Genomic DNA, 21,054 nt, shown 5'->3' with positions numbered 1-21,054 from the left:
AAACAAAATAAAAAATGACAAAAAATATACATATAATTGGTTCTGGTTTTTCTGCTCTTGCAGCTTCTTGTTATTTAGCAAAAGAAGGTTATAATGTTACTGTTTTAGAGAAAAACGATACTCTTGGAGGAAGAGCAAGACAGTATAAAAAAGAGGGTTTTACTTTTGATATTGGTCCTTCTTGGTATTGGATGCCAGATGTTTTTGAACGTTTTTTTGCAGATTTTGGTAAAAAGCCTTCAGATTATTATATTCTGGATAAACTTAATCCTGGTTATGAAGTATATTTTGGTAAAAATGATTCCGTTAAAATTTCAAGTGAATTAAAAGATATTTATACTCTTTTTGAAAATGAAGAAAAAGGAAGCGGTAAGCATTTAAAAACCTTTTTAGATTCTGCAAAATCTAATTACGATACAGCAATAACAGACTTGGTATATCAACCTGGAGTTTCTCCTTTAGAGCTGGTTAATACAACTACAATTGCCAGAGTTTCGCAGTTTTTTTCAACTATAAGAAAACAGGTAAGAAAAAAAATTAAAAGTCATAAATTAATTCAAATTTTAGAATTTCCTGTCTTGTTTTTAGGGGCTAAACCAAGCAATACACCTGCGTTTTATAATTTTATGAATTATGCAGATTTTGGTTTAGGAACTTGGCATCCAAGGGGAGGAATGTATACTGTTATTGAGGGAATAGTTTCTTTGGCAGAAAGTTTAGGAGTTCATTTTGTAACAAATGCAAATGTTGAAAAAATTATTACAGATACAGCTAATAATGTAACTGCTTTATTAGTAAATGGTGCAGAAATTAAAACAAATCTTGTTTTAAGTGGTGCAGATTATCATCATACAGAAACTTTGTTAGATAAAAATGTACGTCAGTATTCTGAAAGTTATTGGAACAAAAAGACATTTGCTCCATCCTCATTGTTGTTTTATGTTGGTTTTGATAAAAAAGTAAAAAATGTAAGTCATCACACCTTGTTTTTTGACACAGATTTTGATGCACATGCAAAAGAGATTTATGACAATCCACAATGGCCAACAGATCCTTTATTTTATGCAAATTTCACATCAATTACAGATAAAACATCTTCTCCCGAAGGAAAAGAAGCTGGTTTTTTTTTAATTCCTTTAGCTCCAGGAATAGAAGATACAAAAGAGTTAAGAGAAGAGTATTTTCATAAAATTATAAATAGATTTGAGAAATTAACAAATCAAGAAGTAAAAAGTCATGTTTTATTTAAGAAGTCTTTTTGTGTAAATGATTTTAAAAGTGAATATAATTCTTACAAAGGAAATGCTTATGGAATGGCAAATACATTGTTACAAACTGCATTTTTAAGACCAAAAATAAAAAGTAGTAAAGTAGATAATTTATATTTCACTGGACAATTAACGGTTCCAGGACCAGGAGTTCCACCAGCTTTAATTTCTGGAAAAATAGCATCAGAATTAATCATTAAAAATAAAAAGTAATATGAAAGAATTATTCGACAGTGTTTCTAATGATTGTAGTAAATTGGTTACTAAAAAATATAGTACTTCATTCTCTTTGGCTGTAAAAATGTTATCACCAAAAATTAGAACAGACATTTATAATATTTATGGTTTTGTTCGTTTTGCTGATGAAATTGTTGATACTTTTCATGGTTATGATAAAGAAGTCTTAATAAATAATTTCGAAAAAGATTATTATTTAGCAAAAGAACAAGGTATAAGTTTAAATCCTATTTTAAATTCTTTTCAGCAAACTGTAAATAAATATCAGATTCCAGATAAAATGGTCGCTGCTTTTCTAAAAAGTATGAAAGCAGATTTATATAAAACAGCATATCAAACAAAAGCAGAATATGATGCGTATATTTATGGTTCTGCAGATGTTGTGGGTTTAATGTGCTTAAAAGTTTTTGTAAATGGAGATGATAATAGGTTTGAAGAATTAAAAGATGCAGCAATGCGTTTAGGCTCTGCTTTTCAGAAAGTAAATTTTTTACGGGATTTAAAAGATGATTATGAAGTTTTAAATCGTTCTTATTTTCCAAATGTAGATTTAGGTAAATTAGATACAAATTCTAAACAAATCATTATTGATGAAATTGAAGAAGATTTTGATTTTGCTTGCCAAAAAGGAATTCTTAAATTGCCAGTAGAAGCAAAATTTGGTGTTTATATGGCATATAGATATTACAGAAGATTATTAAAAAAGTTAAAATCTGTTCCATCAGAAAAAATTATGGACACTAGAATTCGTATTTCAGATCCAATGAAAATTAATTTATTGGCAAGAAGTTATGTAAAATATAAACTAAATATTTTTTAGTAGAATGTCTCCTCGAGCGCAGTCTAGAGGTTATTATATAATAATGATATTCTTAAGGTCTCGACTGCGCTAGACTAGACATTAAATAGCAATTTTAGTATTATAAATAAATGATTTACATATTAATAACTATAGCCGTTTTTTTATTGATGGAATGTGTTACGTGGTGTACACACAAATTTGTAATGCATGGTTTTGGTTGGTATTTACACGAAGATCACCATCAGCCAAAATACCAAGGAATATTTGAAAAAAACGACGCTTTTTTTGTAGTTTTTGCAATACCTAGTATTTTGCTTTTTTACTTTGGGACCTATACAGAACATACTTACTTATTCTTTATTGGTTTAGGAATTCTCTTTTATGGAGTAGCTTATTTTATGGTGCATGATGTTTTAATTCACCAACGATTTAAATGGTTTAAACATACAAATAACCGTTATTTAAAAGGGTTAAGAAAAGCACACAAAATTCATCATAAACATTTGGGTAAAGAAGAAGGAGAATGTTTTGGAATGTTGTTTGTGCCTTTTAAATATTTTAAAAAACCTAAATTATAGTGTTTTTATACCTGCTGTTAAATATTGGCTCTGTTAGTATTCCGTTTTTATATTCTTTCGAGAAAAAAATGAGATTCATAAAACATTGGAAAGCAGTTTTTACATCTTTAACAATTGTTGCCACCGTTTTTTTAATTTGGGATGCCATTTTTACGGCAAATGGAGTTTGGGGTTTTAATCCAGATTATCATTTAAATATCTTATTTTTTGGAATGCCAATAGAGGAGTGGATGTTCTTTTTTTGCATTCCTTATGCAAGTATATTTATTCATTATTCTTTAGCTTATTTTAAACCTAAATTACTTTTATCAGATAAATCTACACGTTTTATAACCTTGCTTTTTATACTGATTTTATTACCAGTATTATTTTTAAATACTGATAAAGCATATACCTTTGTTAATTATAGTTTTCTTCTTTTTATTTTGTTGATAGGTTTCTTCTACGGAATAAAATATCTTCAAAGATTTTATATTTCTTTTCTAATAATTTTAGTGCCTTTTTTTATTGTAAATGGGGTTCTTACAGGAACAGGACTTGAAGAACCAGTTGTTTGGTACAACAACGCAGAAAACCTTGGAATTAGGTTGCTTACAATTCCTTTAGAAGATATTGGGTATGCTTTTACTATGATTTTTGGTAATGTATTTTTGATAGAGAAATTTAAGAATAAGAAATAACTTACTAACCGCTTTTAATTCTTTTCTAATTAAAAAGCCTTAAATTACAAGATATATAGATAATTATATTATTGATAATTAAATAAAAAAAATGATATAAAGGACATTATGAGTATTTTAGATGAGTTTCAGTTAAATGGGAAAATCGCTTTGGTTACAGGCTGTAAAAGAGGTATAGGTATGGCAATGGCAATTGGATTAGCAGAAGCAGGTGCAGATATTATAGGAGTAAGTGCAACTCTTAATAAAAAAGGTAGTGATATTGAGAAAGAAGTAACTAAACTTGGTAAAAAGTTTACTGCTTATACTTGCGATTTTAATAATCGTGAATCTTTGTATAATTTTATTAAAGAAGTAAAAAAAGATTTTCCAATAATAGATATTCTAGTAAATAATGCTGGTACAATTAAAAGAGCACCTGCTATAGAACATAATGATAATTTTTGGGATGAAGTAATTGAAATTAACCAAACAGCTCCTTTTATTTTAACTAGAGAAATAGGTAAAGAAATGGTTTCTAGAGGCAATGGTAAAATTGTGTTTACAGCTTCTTTGTTAACTTTTCAAGGGGGAATTACGGTGCCAAGTTATGCAGCAAGTAAAGGAGCAATTGGGCAAATGGCTAAGGCTTTTTCTAATGAATGGGCTTCTAAAGGAATAAATGTAAATGCAATAGCTCCAGGTTATATAAGTACAGATAATACAGAAGCTTTAAGAGAAGATCAAATTCGATCAGAATCAATTCTGTCTAGAATTCCTGCAGATCGATGGGGAAAACCAGAAGATTTTAAAGGACCTATAGTGTTTTTATGTTCTAATGCATCAAATTATATGAATGGAAGTGTTGTGTTAGTAGATGGTGGTTGGATGGGACGCTAACAATTTTACTTTTTAATAAAATTGTTAAATAATAATATAAAATTTGATGTAATTTTATAAGGAGTAAAACAATTACTCATACAAAAACCTATCTTCAGTATTTTTAGATAAATATTCTACCAATTCCCATTCAAAACCTGCGTTGTCGTAATAATAAATTCGTTTTCTAAAGGTTTCTTTTGGTGTGTCAATTCCTTTGTTATAACCAGCTTCAATCAATTTATTTTCAATGTCATCTATATTATTCACGACTAAACCAATATGGTTAATCCCGTAATTAACATAAGTCTGATGTTGCTTTTTTGGATGAGTACCTATATGTGATTCTTGCAAAGCAAAATAAAAATCATTATTACCAATATGCATCCATCTTTTATCATTTAAAGGTTTTGCATCTTTTTTAATTTTAAAATCTGGAGCAATAATTTTTAGAAAAGAGACAGCTGCATCAATATTAGGAACTGTAATGTTTACGTGTTCAATTTTTGTGATCATAATTAATATTTTAAGCAAGATAAAAAATATAAAAAATGAATTAGTTTGTATGCAATTGCAATTTTTGATATTTCTATTTGCGATTTCTATAAAGCTTATAATCAATATATTTGGTTAATACTGTTCTGTATAAAAAAATAAGTAAAAATTTCTGCCTCTTTAGGATTTATAGACAAAAAATAATTTGTACTAATTATTTTAAAATATTCTTTTTAAATTTAGATTAAATATCTACAAAGAGTCTACCTTTGTTGCGCCTATAATCTTTTAATAAAAAAACTTACAAATCAAACTTTATTTGTTGTTAAAAAAGGGATTATTATTTATTAATAATATTTAAAGATAGAACTATATTTTTTTCTCTAAAGTTGTAAGTTTTGTGATTATTGTCGTCTATTAGAGCAAATCTAAGCTTGTTGTAATATTATAATTGAACAAGATAAATAATGAGCTTTTTTTAATTTATAAAAAATAAACAAATGAAGTTTTTAAAAGTAGCGCTACTAAGTCTAGTGTTCGTTTTTTCGGCTTGTGATCATCCTTTTGAGTTTAGTGTTTATGAAGCCAACGTAAAAAGTAAACAACAAAATACTACAGATAAAAATTTAAAATTATTAGAGAGTATTCTAGTAGAATCTAAAGATTTTAAATTTGCTTTTATTTCTGATGTACATTTTTTTTACGATCAACTTAAAACTGTTATTAATGATATAAATAAAAGAGATGATATTTTATTTGTAATCTTTGGAGGTGATATTGCAGACCAAGCATTATTAAGAGAATATGAGATTTTTCATGATATAATGTCAAGTCTTAAGAAACCTTATCTTACAGTTATAGGAAATCATGATTATAATAATAATGGAGCAATCATTTATAAAAAAATGTTTGGGGATTATAATTATTCTTTTGAGTTTAATAACAACAAATTTATCCTTTTTGATGATGTGGTTTGGGAGAGTGATAAGGAATTAGATTTTGATTGGTTTACATCAGAATTAAAAAATAACACCAATTTTAATCAAGTATTTGTTATTACTCACATTCCTCCTAATGGAGATCAATTTGATGATGAATTAGAACAAAAGTATAGAGCTTTAATGTTAGAATATAATGTTCCTTTATCTATACATGGACATACACATACTTACAATTTTGAAGAAGGAGATGTAAGTTATTTAACTGCACCCGCAGTAAAACAGAAAGCGTATAATATAGTATCTGTAAAAGATAAAAGTTTTAGTGTTGAATTGATAGAATTATAAATAAAAATGAAAATTAAAAATATATTTATAGTATCAATACTAGTGTTGTTTTTTAGCAATTCTTATGCACAAGAAACGATTTCAGTGAAAGAAAAATCATGGTATGTACCAGATTATGTAAAAACACAATTTGCAGGAAATATTGGTTTAATTTCTGTAGGAGTAGGTTATCAATTGTTTAATGAAGTTTTATACTCAGAATTATTGTACGGATTTGTACCTGAATCTGCTTCTAAAGCAGATAATATACATTTAATTACTATTAAGAATACGTTTCCTATTTTTAGAAAAGAAATTGGTGAGAATTTAACAATATCTCCAATAGCAGGTTTTACTACAACCTTAGATATTGGTACAAATTCATTTACAACCTTACCAAGTAAATATCCTGATGGATATTATTTTCCTACTGCTGTTCATTTTACATTGTTTGGAGGAGCTTTAATTCACAAGGATTTTAAGAAACCAAAAATATTTAAAGGAGTAGATTTTTATTTAGAATTTGGAACTGTAGAAACGTATTTATGGTATGCAATTACTTTAAAAGAAGTCGATTTAATTGATGTTTTTAGTGCAGATATTGGAGTAAATTTTTATTTCTAATTCTCATAAAAAATACTCAATATAGTAAAAATCCTAAATTCATATTGAATTTAGGATTTTTACAATTTGTAATCTATCGTTATTGTTTAGGATATTTTTCTGCAATTTTATCCAAAGATAAATTGTGAATACTTCCAACATGAGAATGTTGTTTACCTAAATCTGGTTTGTAAGTTCCTGCTTGAACTTGACCACCAATCTTTTGATAAGCTTCTCTAAAAGACATACCATCTACTACTAAATTATTAATACTATCTACAGTAAATAAATATTGATATTTTTCATCATTCAAATCAATATCTTTTACAATTACTTGTTGAATAGAATACGTACAGATATCTAATATATCTTTTACATCTTCAAAAGCTGCAATAATATTTTCTTTTAATAATTGAAAATCTCTGTGATAACCAGTAGGTAAATTATTGGTAATCATCACCATTTCTGTATGTAAAGCTTGTATTTTATTACATTTTCCACGGATTAATTCAAAAACATCAGGGTTTTTCTTGTGTGGCATAATGCTACTTCCTGTTGTTAATTCATCTGGAAAAGAGATAAAATTAAAATTCTGACTCATATATAAACAAACATCCATTGCAAAACGAGAAATTGTATTACACAATCCTCCTAAAGCAGAAGCAATAGAACGCTCACTTTTTCCTCTACTTAATTGTGCTGCAACTACATTGTATTTCATAGTAGCAAATTCTAATTCTTTAGTTGTTAAATCTCTATCAATAGGGAAGGAGCTACCATAACCAGCGGCAGAACCTAAAGGATTTTGGTCTACAACTCTAGAAACAGCATTTAAAACATATACATCGTCAATTAACAATTCTGCATAAGCAGAAAACCATAAACCAAAAGAAGATGGCATTGCTACTTGTAGATGTGTATAACCAGGTAAAAGACTTTCTTTATGCGTTTCTGCAAGGTTTAATAAAGTATCAAATAAACCTTTTACTTTATCATTTACAATTGCTAAATTTTCTTTGTAATATAATTGTAAAGCAACTAAAACTTGGTCGTTTCTAGAACGTGCTGTATGAATTTTTTTACCAACTTCACCTAGTTTCTTCGTTAGTTCCCATTCAATTTTAGAATGTACATCTTCAAAAGATTCTTCTATAATAAATGTTCCATTTTCAAGATCTGAAGCTAATTCTGCTAAACCTTTTTTTAGATCTTTTAATTCATCAGCAGAAATAATACCAATAGATTCTAACATTATTGCGTGTGCTAATGATGCTTGAACATCATATTTTGCAATATGCATGTCAATTTCTCTATCATTACCAACTGTGAATTTTTCTATTTGTTGATCTATTGAAAATCCTTTATCCCAAAGTTTCATAATTTTTATTGTTTTTGTTTGTCATTTTGAGCGAAATGTAATGAAGTCGAAAAATCTTTCTAATATAGATTTCTCCACAAGGTCGAAATGACAACTTATATTATTTTTTTATCTATTTAAACAATTACCCGATTCAATAATTCAATGTATATTTTAATTCCTTCTTCAATTTCTGCAAGATAAATAAATTCATCGGCAGAATGAGAACGCGTGCTATCTCCTGGTCCTAATTTTAAAGATTGACAAGATAATACAGCTTGGTCAGAAAGTGTAGGAGAACCATACGTTTCTCTTCCCATTGCAATTCCTGCTTTTACCAAATCGTGATCAATAGAAATAGAAGAGGAGTTTAATTTTAAACCTCTTGGTGTTATTTTTGTACAAGGCGATTCTCTTTGTAAAGTATCTGCAATTTCTTGATTAGAATACGCATCATTTACACGAACATCAACGACTAAATCTACATGTCCAGGAACAACATTGTGCTGAGAACCTGCATTAATTTGAGTAACTGTCATTTTCACATCACCCAAAGCGTCAGAAGATTTTTCGAATTTATAATCTTTAAACCATTGTAAAACTTCAATAGTATTATAAATGGAATTATTATCATTTGGATGTGCTGCATGACTTGGCGTTCCATCAACCTCTGCATCAAAAACTACCAAACCTTTTTCTGCAACCGCTAAATTCATTAAGGTTGGCTCTCCAACAATTGCCACATCAATATGTGGAATAATAGAAAGCATGCTATTTAAACCATTTGGACCACTGTTTTCTTCTTCAGCAGAAGGAACAATAACTAAATTATATTTTAGATTTTCTTCAGCATAAAACTTTGTGAATGTAGCAATTAAAGAAACCAAACAACCTCCCGCATCATTACTTCCTAAACCATATAATTTTCCATCTTCTACAATAGCTTTAAATGGATCTTTTGTGTATTTAGAATTTGGTTTTACAGTATCGTGATGAGAGTTTAAAAGCAATGTTGGCTTACTGTCGTCAAAATGTTTATTAGTTGCCCAAATGTTGTTATTTGTTCTTTTAAACGGAATTTCGTATTGATTGAACCATCCTTCAATTAATAAAGCAGTTTTATCTTCTTCTTGAGAAAAAGACTGCGTTTCTATCAAATTTTTTAAAAGTGATATTGCGTCTTCTGTTAATTTTTCAATACTCATTTTATAAGGTAATTGTTGTGAAATTATCGTTTTCTTTAGTTAACATAGAAGTATTTCCAATATTTACTTTTGATACACCATTATTTAGAGCATCAAAACAATTGTCTATTTTAGGAATCATTCCATCAGTAATAATTTCATCCTCTAATAATTTTTTATAAGTCTTAGAGTTGATTTGTTTTACCACTGAATTTTTATCATTAAAATCTTTTAAAACTCCATTCAATTCAAAACAATAATAGATAGATGTTTCATAGATTTCACTCATTCCAACTGCAATTGTACTTGCAATAGTATCTGCATTTGTATTTAATAATTGACCATTTCCATCATGTGTAATGGCACAAAAAATAGGCGTAAAATCTGCTTTTATCAATTTATCAATAGACTTTGTAGCAACTTTTTTTACATCACCTACAAAACCAAAATCGACTTCTTTTACAGGTCTTTTATCAGATTTTATACTGTTAATATCTGCACCAGTTAAGCCAATTGCATCAATATGTAAAGCTTGTAATTTAGCCACTATATTTTTGTTGACTAAACCTCCATAAACCATAGTAATTACCTCTAAAGTTTCTGCATCAGTAATTCTTCTACCATTAACCATTTTAGATTCAATTCCTAATTTAGACGCAATGTGAGTAGCACGTCTACCACCTCCATGAACAAGGATTTTATTTCCTTCTAAATTTGCAAATAATTGTAGAAAAGCATTTAAAGAAGATTCATCTTCAATAATATTTCCTCCAATTTTTATGACTGATAGTTTTTCCATTTTTATTTATTCTGTCATTTCGACTTTATGGAGAAATCTTGTATATATAGATTTCTCAACTACATTTCATTCCGTTCGAAATGACATTTATTTCTTATTTACTTTTTATAAATCTTCCAATATTTTTTTCAAAACAATTTGCGCTGCAAATGTTCTGTTATTTGCTTGTTCAATTACTAAAGAAGAGTCAGAATCTAAAACAGCATCTTCTACAACTACATTTCTTCTAACAGGTAAACAATGCATAAATTTAGCATCACCAATTTTTTCTTTTGTGATGGTCCAATTTTCATCAACCTCTAAAATCTGACCATAAGATTCATAAGAACTCCAGTTTTTTGTATACACAAAATCGGCATCTTTAAAAGCTTCTTCTTGATTATGATAAATAGGAGTGTCTTTAGTAATATCTTTGCTTAAATTATATCCTTCTGGATTTGCAATTACAAACTCGACATCCATTTTTTGCATTGCTTGTGTAAAACTATTAGCAACTGCGTGTGGTAACGTTTTAACATGAGGAGCCCAACTTAAAACCACTTTTGGTTTCTTTTTTGTTGCATTTTCAGAAATTGTAATTGCATCTGTTAAACCTTGTAAAGGATGCCCGGTTGCACTTTCCATACTTACAATTGGTACTGAAGCAAATTCTACAAATGAATTTAAAACTTGTTCAGACTCGTCTTTTTCTTTGTCTGTTAAACTCGGAAAAGCTCTTACTGCAATTACATCACAATATTGAGAAACTACAGCTGCAGCTTCTTTAATATGTTCTGCAGTATTACCATTCATTACAGTTCCATCTCCAAATTCAATTCCCCAAGCATCACCAGAAACATTCATTACAATTGGATCCATTCCTAAATTTAAAGCTGCTTTTTGTGTACTTAAACGTGTACGTAAACTCGAATTAAAGAATAACAATCCTAATGTTTTGTTTTTTCCCAATTCGATATTTTTTAAAGGGTTTGCTTTAATTTCTTTGGCTTCTTCAATCCAAGAATTGATATCGTCAATGTCGTTTATGGATGTGTAATTCTTCATTTTTTTATTGTTTAATCGTTTAATCGTTTAATTGTTTAAAAGTACCAAGACGATTAAATAATTACACATTTAAACAGTTACACTTTTTTACTTAATTTTTGTAAACGGAACTTTATTTTCAAAAGCATCTGTGATAAAATTATCTTCTAAACCGTTTACAATCCACGTTTCTATGTTTGCGTTTTTACTTATTTCTGCTGCTTCAATTTTAGATCCCATTCCACCACTTCCATGAGAAGATTTAGAATTGACAACTTCATTCTTTAAGGCATCAAAATCAGTAACTTCTTTAATTGTTTCAGGAGTATTATTTTTCATAGACTCCTTTGTGTAAATTCCATTGGTATTTGTTGCAATAATCAACAAATCAACATCTAATAATGTAGCGGTTAAAGCTGCTAATTTATCATTATCACCAAACTGAATTTCATCTGTTGCAACAGTATCATTTTCATTGATAATAGGAATGTAATTATTGTTAACTAAAACATTTATAGTATTTACAATATTGGTTTTACTTTGCTGTTTTTCAAAATCTGAGTAGGAGAGTAGGCATTGTGAACTCAATAAACCATATTCTCTAAAAATTTCTTGATAAATTCTAATTAAATGAGGCTGACCAATAGAAGCCAAGGCTTGTTTTACAAAGACTTCTTCTTGTTTGCTATCTAATTTAACAAATTGTTTGGCAACAGCAATTGCACCAGAACTTACAATAATAAACTCACAAGTATCTTTCAATTTTGCAATCTGATTTGCAATATCTTCAATTTTTCCTCTAGAGATATTATTGGTTTCTTTGGTTAATGTATTAGAACCTATTTTTAGTAATATGCGTTTCTTTTTTTGCATTTAATTTAATTAAAAAATATTTGTGTCATTTTGAGCGAAATGTAATGAAGTCGAAAAATCTCTTGGATTTAGATTTCTCCACAAGGTCGAAATGACACGTTTATTCTATTTAAAAATTCCATTTTTTATTCTTTAATAATTACTATCTAGTTTGTCCATTTCCATGAATATACCATTTGTTGGTTACTAAATGTTGTAAACCAATTGGTCCACGTTGGTGTAATTTATCTGTACTGATTGCTAATTCACCACCTAAACCTAACTGACCTCCATCTGTAAAACGAGTAGAAGCATTATGATAAACAGCAGCTGTATCTACATTTTCCATAAATACTTTTGCTTCATCATTATTTTTAGTGATAATTGCTGATGAATGTCCGCCAGAATATTTATTAATCATAGCTATTACATCAGAAGTTGAAGCAATTTCTCCAATTACAATTTTATAATCTAAAAATTCTTCATACCAAACTTCGTTTGATGAAATTTGTTCTAAGTTATGATTTTTAGCGACAATTTCATCACCTAAAACCTGAATTTTAGCATCATTTAATTTTGATATTAATTGGTTGATAAATGTTTCCTTTTCTTCAAGATTTTCATCAATTAAAACTTTATCTACTGCATTACATGCAGAAATTTTAGATTTTCCATTTAAGATAACATCAATAGCAATATCTAAATCTGCTTCTTTAGAAACATACACAAAGTTGTTTCCACGTCCACTAATAATAACCGGACAAGTAGCATGTAATTTTACAAAAGCAATTAAACGTTCTCCACCTCTTGGTACAATTAAATCTACTTTTTGAGTTGGTTTTTCTAAAAATGCTTGTGTTTCTGTTCTATTAAATTGTAAATATTCTACCCAATCTGTAGATGCATTGTGTTGTGTTAAAGCTTTATGCCAAAGTTCTACAATCTTCAAATTAGAATTTAAAGACTCTTTACCACCTTTTAAAAGAATTTTATTACCCGATTTAAAAGCGATTCCTGCAGCTTCTACAGTTACATCTGGTCTAGATTCATAGATAATTAAAACAGTACCAAAAGAAGCAGTCTTATTATAAACTTGCATTCCATTATCATGCTTAAAACTAAAACGTTCTACACCAACAGGATCTGCTTGCGATGCTAAATGTTTAGCAGCTTTAATCATTTCATCTACTTTTGCATCATCTGCTTTTAAACGATCGAACATAGAAATATCATCACCTTTATAAGCTTCTAAATCTGTTTTATTGATACTTATAATTGCTTCTCTTTCTTTATCAAGAAGATCTGCCATTGTTAGTAAAACAGCATTTCTAGTTTCTATGGATAATAATCTATTCATTATTTTTGGTGTATGTTTTTAGTTGATGGTTTTAATGCTTAAAAAACTAATTATTAATCTAGTATATCAACTAATGCTTCAAAAAACTGATTAATATGATCTTTTCTTACCGTTAATGGAGGTAAAATTCTTAATAATTTTTTATTCATAGCTCCACCAGTAAAGATGTGATAATCATAAATTAATTTCTTGCGTAAATCTCCAACTTCAAAATCGAATTCTAAACCAAGCATTAATCCTCTTCCTTTAATCTTTTTTATTTGCGGAATTGTCTTTGCAATTTTCATGAAATAACAAGACATTTCATTTACATTTTCTATTAGTTTTTGTTCTTCAATTACATCTAAAACAGCTAAACCTGCAGCACAAGCTAAATGATTACCTCCAAAAGTTGTTCCTAACATTCCAAATTTAGCTTCAATACTTGGGTGAATTAAAATTCCTCCAATAGGAAAACCATTTCCCATACCTTTTGCTATAGAAACAATTTCTGGAGTAACATTGTAATATTGAAAAGCAAAGAACTTACCAGATCTTCCATAACCTGATTGAACTTCATCAGCAATTAAAAAAGTATTATTTGTTTTACAAAGTATATCTACTTGTTCAAAAAATTCAGCAGTTGCTTGGTCTAAACCACCAACTCCTTGAATAAATTCAAGAATAACAGCACAAACATCTCCTTTTTCAAGTTCTGTTTTTACAGCATCAATATCATTTAAATCTAAAATAGTAACTTTCTGTTGTGCGTTAATTGGTGCAATAATACTTTTATTATCAGTTGCAGCAACAGCGGCAGAAGTTCTACCATGAAAACCGTTTTTAAAAGCAACAACTCTAGATTTTCCTGTTTTAAAAGAAGCTAATTTTAATGCGTTTTCATTTGCTTCAGCACCAGAATTACATAAAAATAATTCGTAGTCTTTACAACCAGAAAGAGCTTCTAATTTATCTGCTAATTTAACTTGTAAAGGATTCTGAATCGCATTTGAATAAAACCCCAACTTAGCAACCTGATTGGTAATTGCTTCCACATATTTTGGATGTGCATGACCAATAGAAATTACAGCATGACCACCATATAAATCTAAATATTCGGTTTTGTTTTCATCATAAACATAAACTCCTTTAGCTTTGACAGGTGTAACATCGTACAATGGATAAACGTTAAATAATGGCATGTTGTTAATTTTTTATTTGGTTGATTTTATCAAATGATTTATTAATCCCTTTAATTAAAGAAGAGCTTAAACCTTGGTGTTCCATTTCGTTTAAACCTTCAATTGTACAACCTCCAGGAGTTGTAACTCTGTCTATTTCTGCTTCTGGATGTCTACCAGATTCTTTTAATAAAGTAGCAGCTCCAAAACAAGTTTGCATTGCTAATTCGTGTGCTTCATCTGCTTCAAAACCTAATTGAATTGCACCTTGAGTTGTTGCACGAATTAAACGCATCCAAAAAGCAATTCCACTTGCACAAATAACAGTTGCAGCTTGCAATTGTTCTTCAGGAATTACCATAGAATGACCTAAGCTATTAAAAATAGTTTTTGCCAATTCTATTTTTTCTTTTCCTTTTTCATTTGCAGAAATACAAGTCATAGATTGCCCAACTGAAGCAGCAGTATTTGGCATTGCTCTAATTGTAAAATGTTTTGAACCAATAATGTTTTCAATTTTTGCTAATGAAAAACCTGTAATTACAGAAATTATTATTTGTTCCTTTTTAAACTTATATTTTAACTTATCTAAAATAGCTTTTAAGTGTCTTGGTTGAACAGCAAAAATTAAAATATCAGAGTTTTTTATAGCTTTTTCATTGTCAGAAGTTATAATTACTTCGTTATAAACATTAAAATCAGTAAGTGAATTCGTGTTTCGTTTAGTTAAATATAATGAACTTACTACCTCATTTTTTAATAAACCTTTTGCTATAGATTGTCCTAAACTTCCTGCTCCAATAATTGCTACTTTCATAATTGCTAGTTGTTGTTTGTTAGTGGTTTCGTTGTTATTAGTTGTGTTGTTATTAGTTGTGTTGTTGTGTGTTTCTTTGGGCGTTACCACAAGGGTCGCGCTTTACATTATATCTTTTCATGCTGAATTTATTTCAGCATCTGCTTAATACTTTCAAAAGCAATTTAACATTCTATAGATACTGAAACGAGTTCAGCATAAAAAGGATGCCATTTCAATCGCTAACGCAACTGAGTGACTACTAAAAATAATTCGCTTTTAAATTTAAACCTAACGTTTCTTCAAAACCATACATTAAATTCAAATTCTGAATAGCTGCACCAGAAGCTCCTTTTAAAAGGTTATCAATAGTACTTGTTATTAATAATTTATTTCCATGTTTTTCTAATTGTACCAAACACTTATTCGTATTTACAACTTGCTTCATGAATATGCTTTCATCAGAAACAATTGTAAAAGCAGCATCTTTATAATACTCTTTATATATTTTTTTAGCTTCTTCAAGAGAACCTTCAAATTTTGTATATGTTGTTGCAAAAATTCCTCTAGAAAAATCACCTCTATTTGGCATAAAGTTAATTTCTGAATTAAAGTTTTCTTGTAACTGATTTACAGTCTGATTAATTTCTCCTAAATGCTGATGATTAAAAGCTTTGTAGTGAGAAAAGTTATTATCTCTCCACGTAAAATGCGTAGTTGCAGAAAGTGAAGTTCCTGCTCCAGTAGCACCTGTTACAGCGTTTATATGAATATCATCTTTTAACAAACCTTTTGCAGCTAAAGGTAAAATTGCCAATTGTAAAGCAGTTGCAAAACAACCAGGATTTGCAATATATTTAGCTGTTTTTATCGCTTCTTTATCTAATTCTGGTAAACCATAAACAAACTCTTTTCCTTCAAAATTCTTATCAGCAAGTAATCTAAAATCATTACTTAAATCAATAATTTTAGTATTGTCAGAAAAACTATTTTTTTGTAAAAAAGCAGTTGAGTTTCCATGTCCTAAACATAAAAATAAAACATCTACATCTGCATTAATTTCGCTTGAAAAAGAAATTTCTGTAGATCCAATTAAATCTTGATGTACTTTATATAATTTGTTGCCAGCATTAGAAGTACTGTACACAAAATCGATATTTGTTTCTGGGTGATTTAGTAACAATCTGATTAATTCACCAGCTGTATAACCTGCACCTCCAATTATTCCTACTTGTAACATAATTATGAGTTTACTTGTCTATAAATTTTATTCTGGTTTCCTAATATTTTAATAAAACCTTTAGCATCATCTGCTGACCAAGCTTTATTTTCTTCACCATAAGTACTAAAAGCACTAGACATTAAATCGTGATCAGAAATTATTCCGTCTAAAGAAAAGTGATAAGGTTTTAAAGAAACTATAACATTACCAGAAACCATTTTTTGAGAACTTTGTAAAAAAGCTTCAGTATCTCTCATTACAGGATCTAAATATTGACCTTCATGTAAATGCATTCCATAAAAACTAGACAAATATTCTTTGTGTTGTAATTGCCATTTTGTTAAGGTGTGTTTTTCTAATAAATGATGTGCTTTTACCGTAATTAAAGCACCAGCAGCTTCAAAACCAACTCTTCCTTTTGTACCAACAATGGTATCTCCAACATGAATATCTCTACCAATTGCATATTTTGATGCAATATCATTTAGGTTTTCAATATTTACTTCTGGTTTGTTTTTTTCGCCATTTAAACCAACAAATTCACCATTTTTAAAAGTCAATGTTACTTTTTCCTCACCTTCTTTTTCTAATTGAGAAGGATAAGCTTCACTAGGTAAAGGTTTTTCAGATTCTAAAGTTTCTACACCACCAACACTAGTTCCCCAAAGACCTTTGTTAACAGAGTATTTAGATTTTTCCCAAGGCATATCAATTCCTTCAGATTTTAAATAATCTATTTCTTCTTGCCTGGTTAATTTTTGATCTCTAATTGGCGTAATAATTTTTATACCAGGAGCCAATGTTTGAAAAATCATATCAAATCTTACTTGATCATTTCCTGCACCTGTACTACCATGAGCAATATATTCTGCGCCAATACTTTTTGCGTATTCTACAATTTCTATGGCTTGTATAATTCTTTCTGCACTTACAGATAATGGGTAAGTAGCATTTTTTAATACGTTACCAAAAATTAAATACTTTACTACTTTGTTGTAAAAAGTAGCAACAGCATCAATATTTTTATAAGTAGTAACTCCCATTTTATAGGCGTTACTTTCTATATGATTAATTTCTTCAGTTGTAAAACCTCCTGTATTTACACTAACTGCATGTACATCATATTCTTTTGATAAACTTACGGCACAATAAGAAGTGTCTAAACCACCACTATAAGCAATTACTAATTTTTTCATTTTTTCTCTTTTTTTAGAAACAAGTTCTGTTTAATGTTTTTTAATCTTTTAAAAACGCTTTCTTTAATTATTTCAGGTTTCTCTTTATTTTGATTTTTAGGATCAAACAACATACCTGTACACAAGCACATTTTTCTTTCTGTTCTTGTTAAAACATCAAAATTTTTGCAAGTTTTACAGCCATCCCAAAAACTTTGATCATCTGTTAATTCAGAAAAAGTAACTGGTTTGTAACCTAAATCGCTATTTAGTTTCATTACCGCTAAACCAGTAGTAATACTAAAGACTTTTGAGTCTGGAAACTTAGTTCTAGAGTGCTTAAAAATAACCTCTTTAATTTGTTTTGCTAATCCTAGATTTCTGTAATCTGGATGTACAATTAAACCTGAATTGGCCACAAATTTTCCATGTCCCCAAGCTTCAATATAACAGAAGCCTGCAAATTTACCATCATCTAAAGCAATTACAGCATTACCGTTTTCCATTTTAGTGGCAACGTATGCTGGTTTTCTTTTTGCAATACCAGTTCCTCTTACTTGAGCAGCGTCTTCAATAGTTTTGCAAATAATATCTGCGTAAACTGTATGTGATTTGTTAGCAATTACAATTTCCATTGCATTGTGTTTTTTATTTTGTATAAGTTGTTGTTTGTTTTTTGAATGTAGAATCGGACTCACCTAAATTCCATAATATTTTAAACACCCAAAGGGCGAAATGGAAAACTGCGTCGTACATTGTTATTGTTTAAAATAACTAAAGGTTGTAAGTAAGTTTTGTAAGAAAGATTCACGATAAAAAAATAAATGGATAAATACTATAATAAGTTGACTTGTTGCTAAAGTAGAATATTAGCGACGGCGGTTGCGCAAGCGCAAGCTGGGACTTATTGTAGTACATAATTTATTTCTTCTTGAAGTAATCATACGGCTAAAGTATATATTTTTTTAAAGGTATTATCATAAGTGTAGCGCTTTTTTATAAGTTTTATGAAATTTAAACAAATTTGGAATTTGCGTTAAAAATAAATCAATAAATGGGTTAAATAATCGTTTTTTGATAATTTATAAATTGATAAATATGTTATTTTTTTACTATTTATAACCTCTATTTTTTATAAATATTAAAAACACGTCATAAAAAGCAACTAATTATTATTTAAATTCTGTTGCGTATCTGTATCATAATAAATTTTTTAAACAAAATTATTCAGTTTCAATTTTTAAATAATTGATAATATCTGAAGCAATTAATGAATTTTCTCCATTTTGTTTGGTGGCATTATCTCCTGCTTTTCCATGAAAATATACACCAATTAAAGCCGCCTTAATCGGAGTGTAACCTTGCGCTAATAATCCTGTAATTATTCCTGTAAGAACATCACCACTTCCACCAGTTGCCATTCCAGGATTTCCAGTAGTATTAAAAAAAAGTATTTCTTCTGGATTACAAATACATGTATTTGCACCTTTTAAAACAACAATACACTTATGTTCTTTTGCAAACTGTTTTTGTTTTTCAAAACATTCTATAGTGGTTTTCCATTTACCAACTAATCTTTCAAATTCTTTTGGATGTGGAGTTAAAATTGAGTTTTTTGGAAGTTTGTTTATTAATTCTCTATTCTCAGAAATAATATTTAAAGCATCAGCATCTATAACTAATGGAACTTTTGTTGATTCAAAAAGTTGTTTTAAAACTATTTTTGTTAAAGCTTTTTTTCCTATTCCTGGTCCAATTCCAATAGAATTATAAGAAGAAATATCAGGTAATTTAGAAATATAGGTTTTCTTTTTATCTGTTAAACACATTGCTTCTGGTGTAGAAATTTGCAAAATATCGTATCCACAATTTGGAATATATGTTGTTAAAAGCCCAGCACCAGATTTTAAACAAGCTCGAGAAGCCAAAACAGCAGCTCCAATTTTACCATAAGAGCCTGCAATAATTAAAGAATGACCAAATGTTCCTTTATGTGCATGTTTCTCTCTTATTTTTAAGCTTTCAGAAATTGTTCTATCTAAAATAAAATTATTGGTAGGTAGTTTTTGAATAAAATCTTCATCCAAACCTATGTTAATTACTTTCCAATCTTTTATATATTGATTACTTTCTAGATAGAAAAAAGATAGTTTTGGTCTTTGAAAACTAATTGTAATATCAGATTTTACAATAAAATCAGAATCAGGCAATTTATCACAATATAAACCAGAAGGTATATCAACAGATAAAACATGTTTTTTTGCTGCATTCATGTTTTTGATAACCTTAGCAGCTAAACCTTCAATTTTTCTAGTTAGGCCAGAACCAAATAGAGCATCAATTATAATGTCAAATTTTTTAAAATCTAACAAATCATCTTTGGTTTCAATAATTGTTACTTCTGCTAGTTTGTTAAAATTTGTTTTACAATTATTAGAAAGATTTTTAGCTGTTTTTATTAAAATTGCTTTTGCAAGATATCCTTTAGATTGCAATATTCTTGTAATTGCAAAACCATCTCCACCATTATTTCCAATTCCACAAACAACTGCAATTTTCTGATAATTGTAAATATTTTTTTCAATAGCATTCACAAAAGAAAGCGAAGCTCTCTCCATTAATTCTAAAGAAGAAATGCATTCTTTTTTAATAGTATGATTATCGGTTTTTCTTGTTTGATTTGCCGATATTATTTTTTTGAGATCGAACAAAATTTAAGATTTTAAAGAGAACTTAAAGTTACATTTTTTTTATCAAGATATTTGCTTTTTTGATTAATAATAGTATCATATTATACTCGAAACTACAATTCATCCTAAAAAAAATACAGTTCGGTATTCTTTAATTTAAAAAAGAAAACTTCAGTTGCATATTTGTACCATAATTAACCATTAAAACAAAATATTATGAAACTTATAGTAGGACTTTTAGCAATGACAATGCTATTTATTACAAATTCAATAAAAGCACAAAACCAAACAATTACAGCAACAGTGGTAAATGTATCTTCAGATTTTGGAAAAGTAGGATTTGCATTATACAATAAAGAAAATTTTAGAATGAAACCTATACAAGCCTCTGCATCTAAAATTATAGAAGGAAAAAGTGTAGTAGTTTTTGAAAACGTTGAAGCAGGTGAATATGCAATTATCTGCTATCATGATAAAAACAATAACGATAAAATGGATTTTCAATCAAATAGAATGCCTTTAGAAGATTATGGAGCTTCTAATAATAATATGTCTTTTGGACCACCTAGATTCGATGACGCAAAATTTAAGCTTGATGATAAAAATGTTACTTTAGAAATCAGATTTTAGTAAATTAGTCAAATAAATACATT

21 protein-coding genes are annotated in these 21,054 nt (G+C 28.6%); 8 read left to right on the top strand and 13 right to left on the bottom strand.

The window, feature by feature from the left end:
• The first annotated feature begins 14 nt into the window (after positions 1-14).
• The 5 genes from PHEL85_RS03970 to PHEL85_RS03950 all read left to right on the top strand — a co-directional run bounded on the left by PHEL85_RS03970 (position 15) and on the right by PHEL85_RS03950 (position 4,444).
• Entirely contained in the window at positions 15-1,481 is a 1,467-nt protein-coding gene (locus PHEL85_RS03970; protein ID WP_036821317.1) for a phytoene desaturase family protein, read from the top strand.
• A gap of 1 nt (position 1,482) precedes the next feature.
• Entirely contained in the window at positions 1,483-2,325 is an 843-nt protein-coding gene (locus tag PHEL85_RS03965) for a phytoene/squalene synthase family protein (RefSeq protein WP_036821314.1), read from the top strand.
• A gap of 110 nt (positions 2,326-2,435) precedes the next feature.
• On the top strand, positions 2,436-2,885 hold the full coding sequence (locus PHEL85_RS03960; protein WP_036821312.1) for a sterol desaturase family protein: 450 nt from the start codon (positions 2,436-2,438) through the stop codon (positions 2,883-2,885).
• Positions 2,885-3,565, top strand: coding sequence for a lycopene cyclase domain-containing protein (locus PHEL85_RS03955; protein ID WP_052108443.1), 681 nt, complete (start codon positions 2,885-2,887; stop codon positions 3,563-3,565). Before PHEL85_RS03960 ends, PHEL85_RS03955 begins: the two co-directional genes overlap by 1 nt.
• A 108-nt stretch (positions 3,566-3,673) precedes the next feature.
• Complete coding sequence (locus PHEL85_RS03950) at positions 3,674-4,444, top strand: SDR family NAD(P)-dependent oxidoreductase (RefSeq protein WP_036821299.1); 771 nt, start codon at positions 3,674-3,676, stop codon at positions 4,442-4,444.
• Between the two features lie 72 nt (positions 4,445-4,516).
• On the opposite strand, the gene PHEL85_RS03945 is transcribed toward PHEL85_RS03950, so the two are convergent.
• Positions 4,517-4,939 (bottom strand): VOC family protein, encoded by a 423-nt coding sequence (locus PHEL85_RS03945; RefSeq protein ID WP_200882311.1) that lies wholly within the window; start codon positions 4,937-4,939, stop codon positions 4,517-4,519.
• Positions 4,940-5,418: 479 nt separating this feature from the next.
• Between PHEL85_RS03945 and PHEL85_RS03940 the strand changes: the two genes are divergently transcribed.
• Entirely contained in the window at positions 5,419-6,204 is a 786-nt protein-coding gene (locus PHEL85_RS03940; protein WP_036821296.1) for a metallophosphoesterase family protein, read from the top strand.
• A 6-nt stretch (positions 6,205-6,210) separates the two neighbouring features.
• The gene (locus PHEL85_RS03935; RefSeq protein WP_036821295.1) at positions 6,211-6,807 is read left to right on the top strand and encodes a hypothetical protein; all 597 of its coding nucleotides are present in this window, start codon (positions 6,211-6,213) and stop codon (positions 6,805-6,807) included.
• A 79-nt stretch (positions 6,808-6,886) separates the two neighbouring features.
• Here PHEL85_RS03935 and argH read toward each other — a convergent pair whose 3' ends face one another.
• The 12 genes from argH to PHEL85_RS03875 form a co-directional block, all read right to left on the bottom strand.
• On the bottom strand, positions 6,887-8,164 hold the full coding sequence (argH, locus tag PHEL85_RS03930) for an argininosuccinate lyase (protein WP_036821293.1): 1,278 nt from the start codon (positions 8,162-8,164) through the stop codon (positions 6,887-6,889).
• 116 nt (positions 8,165-8,280) lie between these two features.
• Positions 8,281-9,348: a M20 family metallo-hydrolase gene (locus PHEL85_RS03925; protein ID WP_036821292.1), complete on the bottom strand. Its 1,068-nt coding sequence runs from the start codon at positions 9,346-9,348 to the stop codon at positions 8,281-8,283.
• A 1-nt stretch (position 9,349) separates the two neighbouring features.
• Positions 9,350-10,126: an acetylglutamate kinase gene (gene argB / locus PHEL85_RS03920; protein ID WP_036821291.1), complete on the bottom strand. Its 777-nt coding sequence runs from the start codon at positions 10,124-10,126 to the stop codon at positions 9,350-9,352.
• 105 nt (positions 10,127-10,231) lie between these two features.
• A complete protein-coding gene (locus PHEL85_RS03915; RefSeq protein WP_036821289.1) occupies positions 10,232-11,170 on the bottom strand; it encodes an acetylornithine carbamoyltransferase in 939 nt (312 codons plus the stop codon).
• Between the two features lie 87 nt (positions 11,171-11,257).
• A complete protein-coding gene (gene proB / locus PHEL85_RS03910; protein ID WP_036821280.1) occupies positions 11,258-12,022 on the bottom strand; it encodes a glutamate 5-kinase in 765 nt (254 codons plus the stop codon).
• A gap of 142 nt (positions 12,023-12,164) precedes the next feature.
• On the bottom strand, positions 12,165-13,358 hold the full coding sequence (locus PHEL85_RS03905) for a glutamate-5-semialdehyde dehydrogenase (protein WP_036821274.1): 1,194 nt from the start codon (positions 13,356-13,358) through the stop codon (positions 12,165-12,167).
• Positions 13,359-13,411: 53 nt separating this feature from the next.
• Positions 13,412-14,539 (bottom strand): aspartate aminotransferase family protein, encoded by a 1,128-nt coding sequence (locus tag PHEL85_RS03900; protein WP_036821273.1) that lies wholly within the window; start codon positions 14,537-14,539, stop codon positions 13,412-13,414.
• 4 nt (positions 14,540-14,543) lie between these two features.
• A complete protein-coding gene (proC, locus tag PHEL85_RS03895) occupies positions 14,544-15,335 on the bottom strand; it encodes a pyrroline-5-carboxylate reductase (RefSeq protein WP_036823087.1) in 792 nt (263 codons plus the stop codon).
• A gap of 241 nt (positions 15,336-15,576) precedes the next feature.
• The gene (argC, locus tag PHEL85_RS03890; protein WP_036821270.1) at positions 15,577-16,554 is read right to left on the bottom strand and encodes an N-acetyl-gamma-glutamyl-phosphate reductase; all 978 of its coding nucleotides are present in this window, start codon (positions 16,552-16,554) and stop codon (positions 15,577-15,579) included.
• 2 nt (positions 16,555-16,556) lie between these two features.
• On the bottom strand, positions 16,557-17,732 hold the full coding sequence (locus PHEL85_RS03885) for an argininosuccinate synthase (RefSeq protein ID WP_036821267.1): 1,176 nt from the start codon (positions 17,730-17,732) through the stop codon (positions 16,557-16,559).
• Complete coding sequence (locus PHEL85_RS03880; protein WP_036823085.1) at positions 17,729-18,346, bottom strand: GNAT family N-acetyltransferase; 618 nt, start codon at positions 18,344-18,346, stop codon at positions 17,729-17,731. The genes PHEL85_RS03885 and PHEL85_RS03880 overlap by 4 nt, the downstream gene beginning before the upstream one ends.
• A 588-nt stretch (positions 18,347-18,934) precedes the next feature.
• Complete coding sequence (locus PHEL85_RS03875) at positions 18,935-20,422, bottom strand: bifunctional ADP-dependent NAD(P)H-hydrate dehydratase/NAD(P)H-hydrate epimerase (RefSeq protein ID WP_036821264.1); 1,488 nt, start codon at positions 20,420-20,422, stop codon at positions 18,935-18,937.
• Between the two features lie 195 nt (positions 20,423-20,617).
• On the opposite strand from PHEL85_RS03875, the gene PHEL85_RS03870 reads away from it, so the two are divergent.
• On the top strand, positions 20,618-21,031 hold the full coding sequence (locus PHEL85_RS03870) for a DUF2141 domain-containing protein (RefSeq protein WP_036821261.1): 414 nt from the start codon (positions 20,618-20,620) through the stop codon (positions 21,029-21,031).
• Positions 21,032-21,054 lie beyond the last annotated feature (23 nt).

This window comes from Polaribacter sp. Hel1_85 (assembly GCF_000766795.1).
In the GTDB taxonomy this organism is placed as follows: Bacteria; Bacteroidota; Bacteroidia; order Flavobacteriales; family Flavobacteriaceae; genus Polaribacter.
This window is presented reverse-complemented; position numbering and strand designations above follow the sequence as displayed.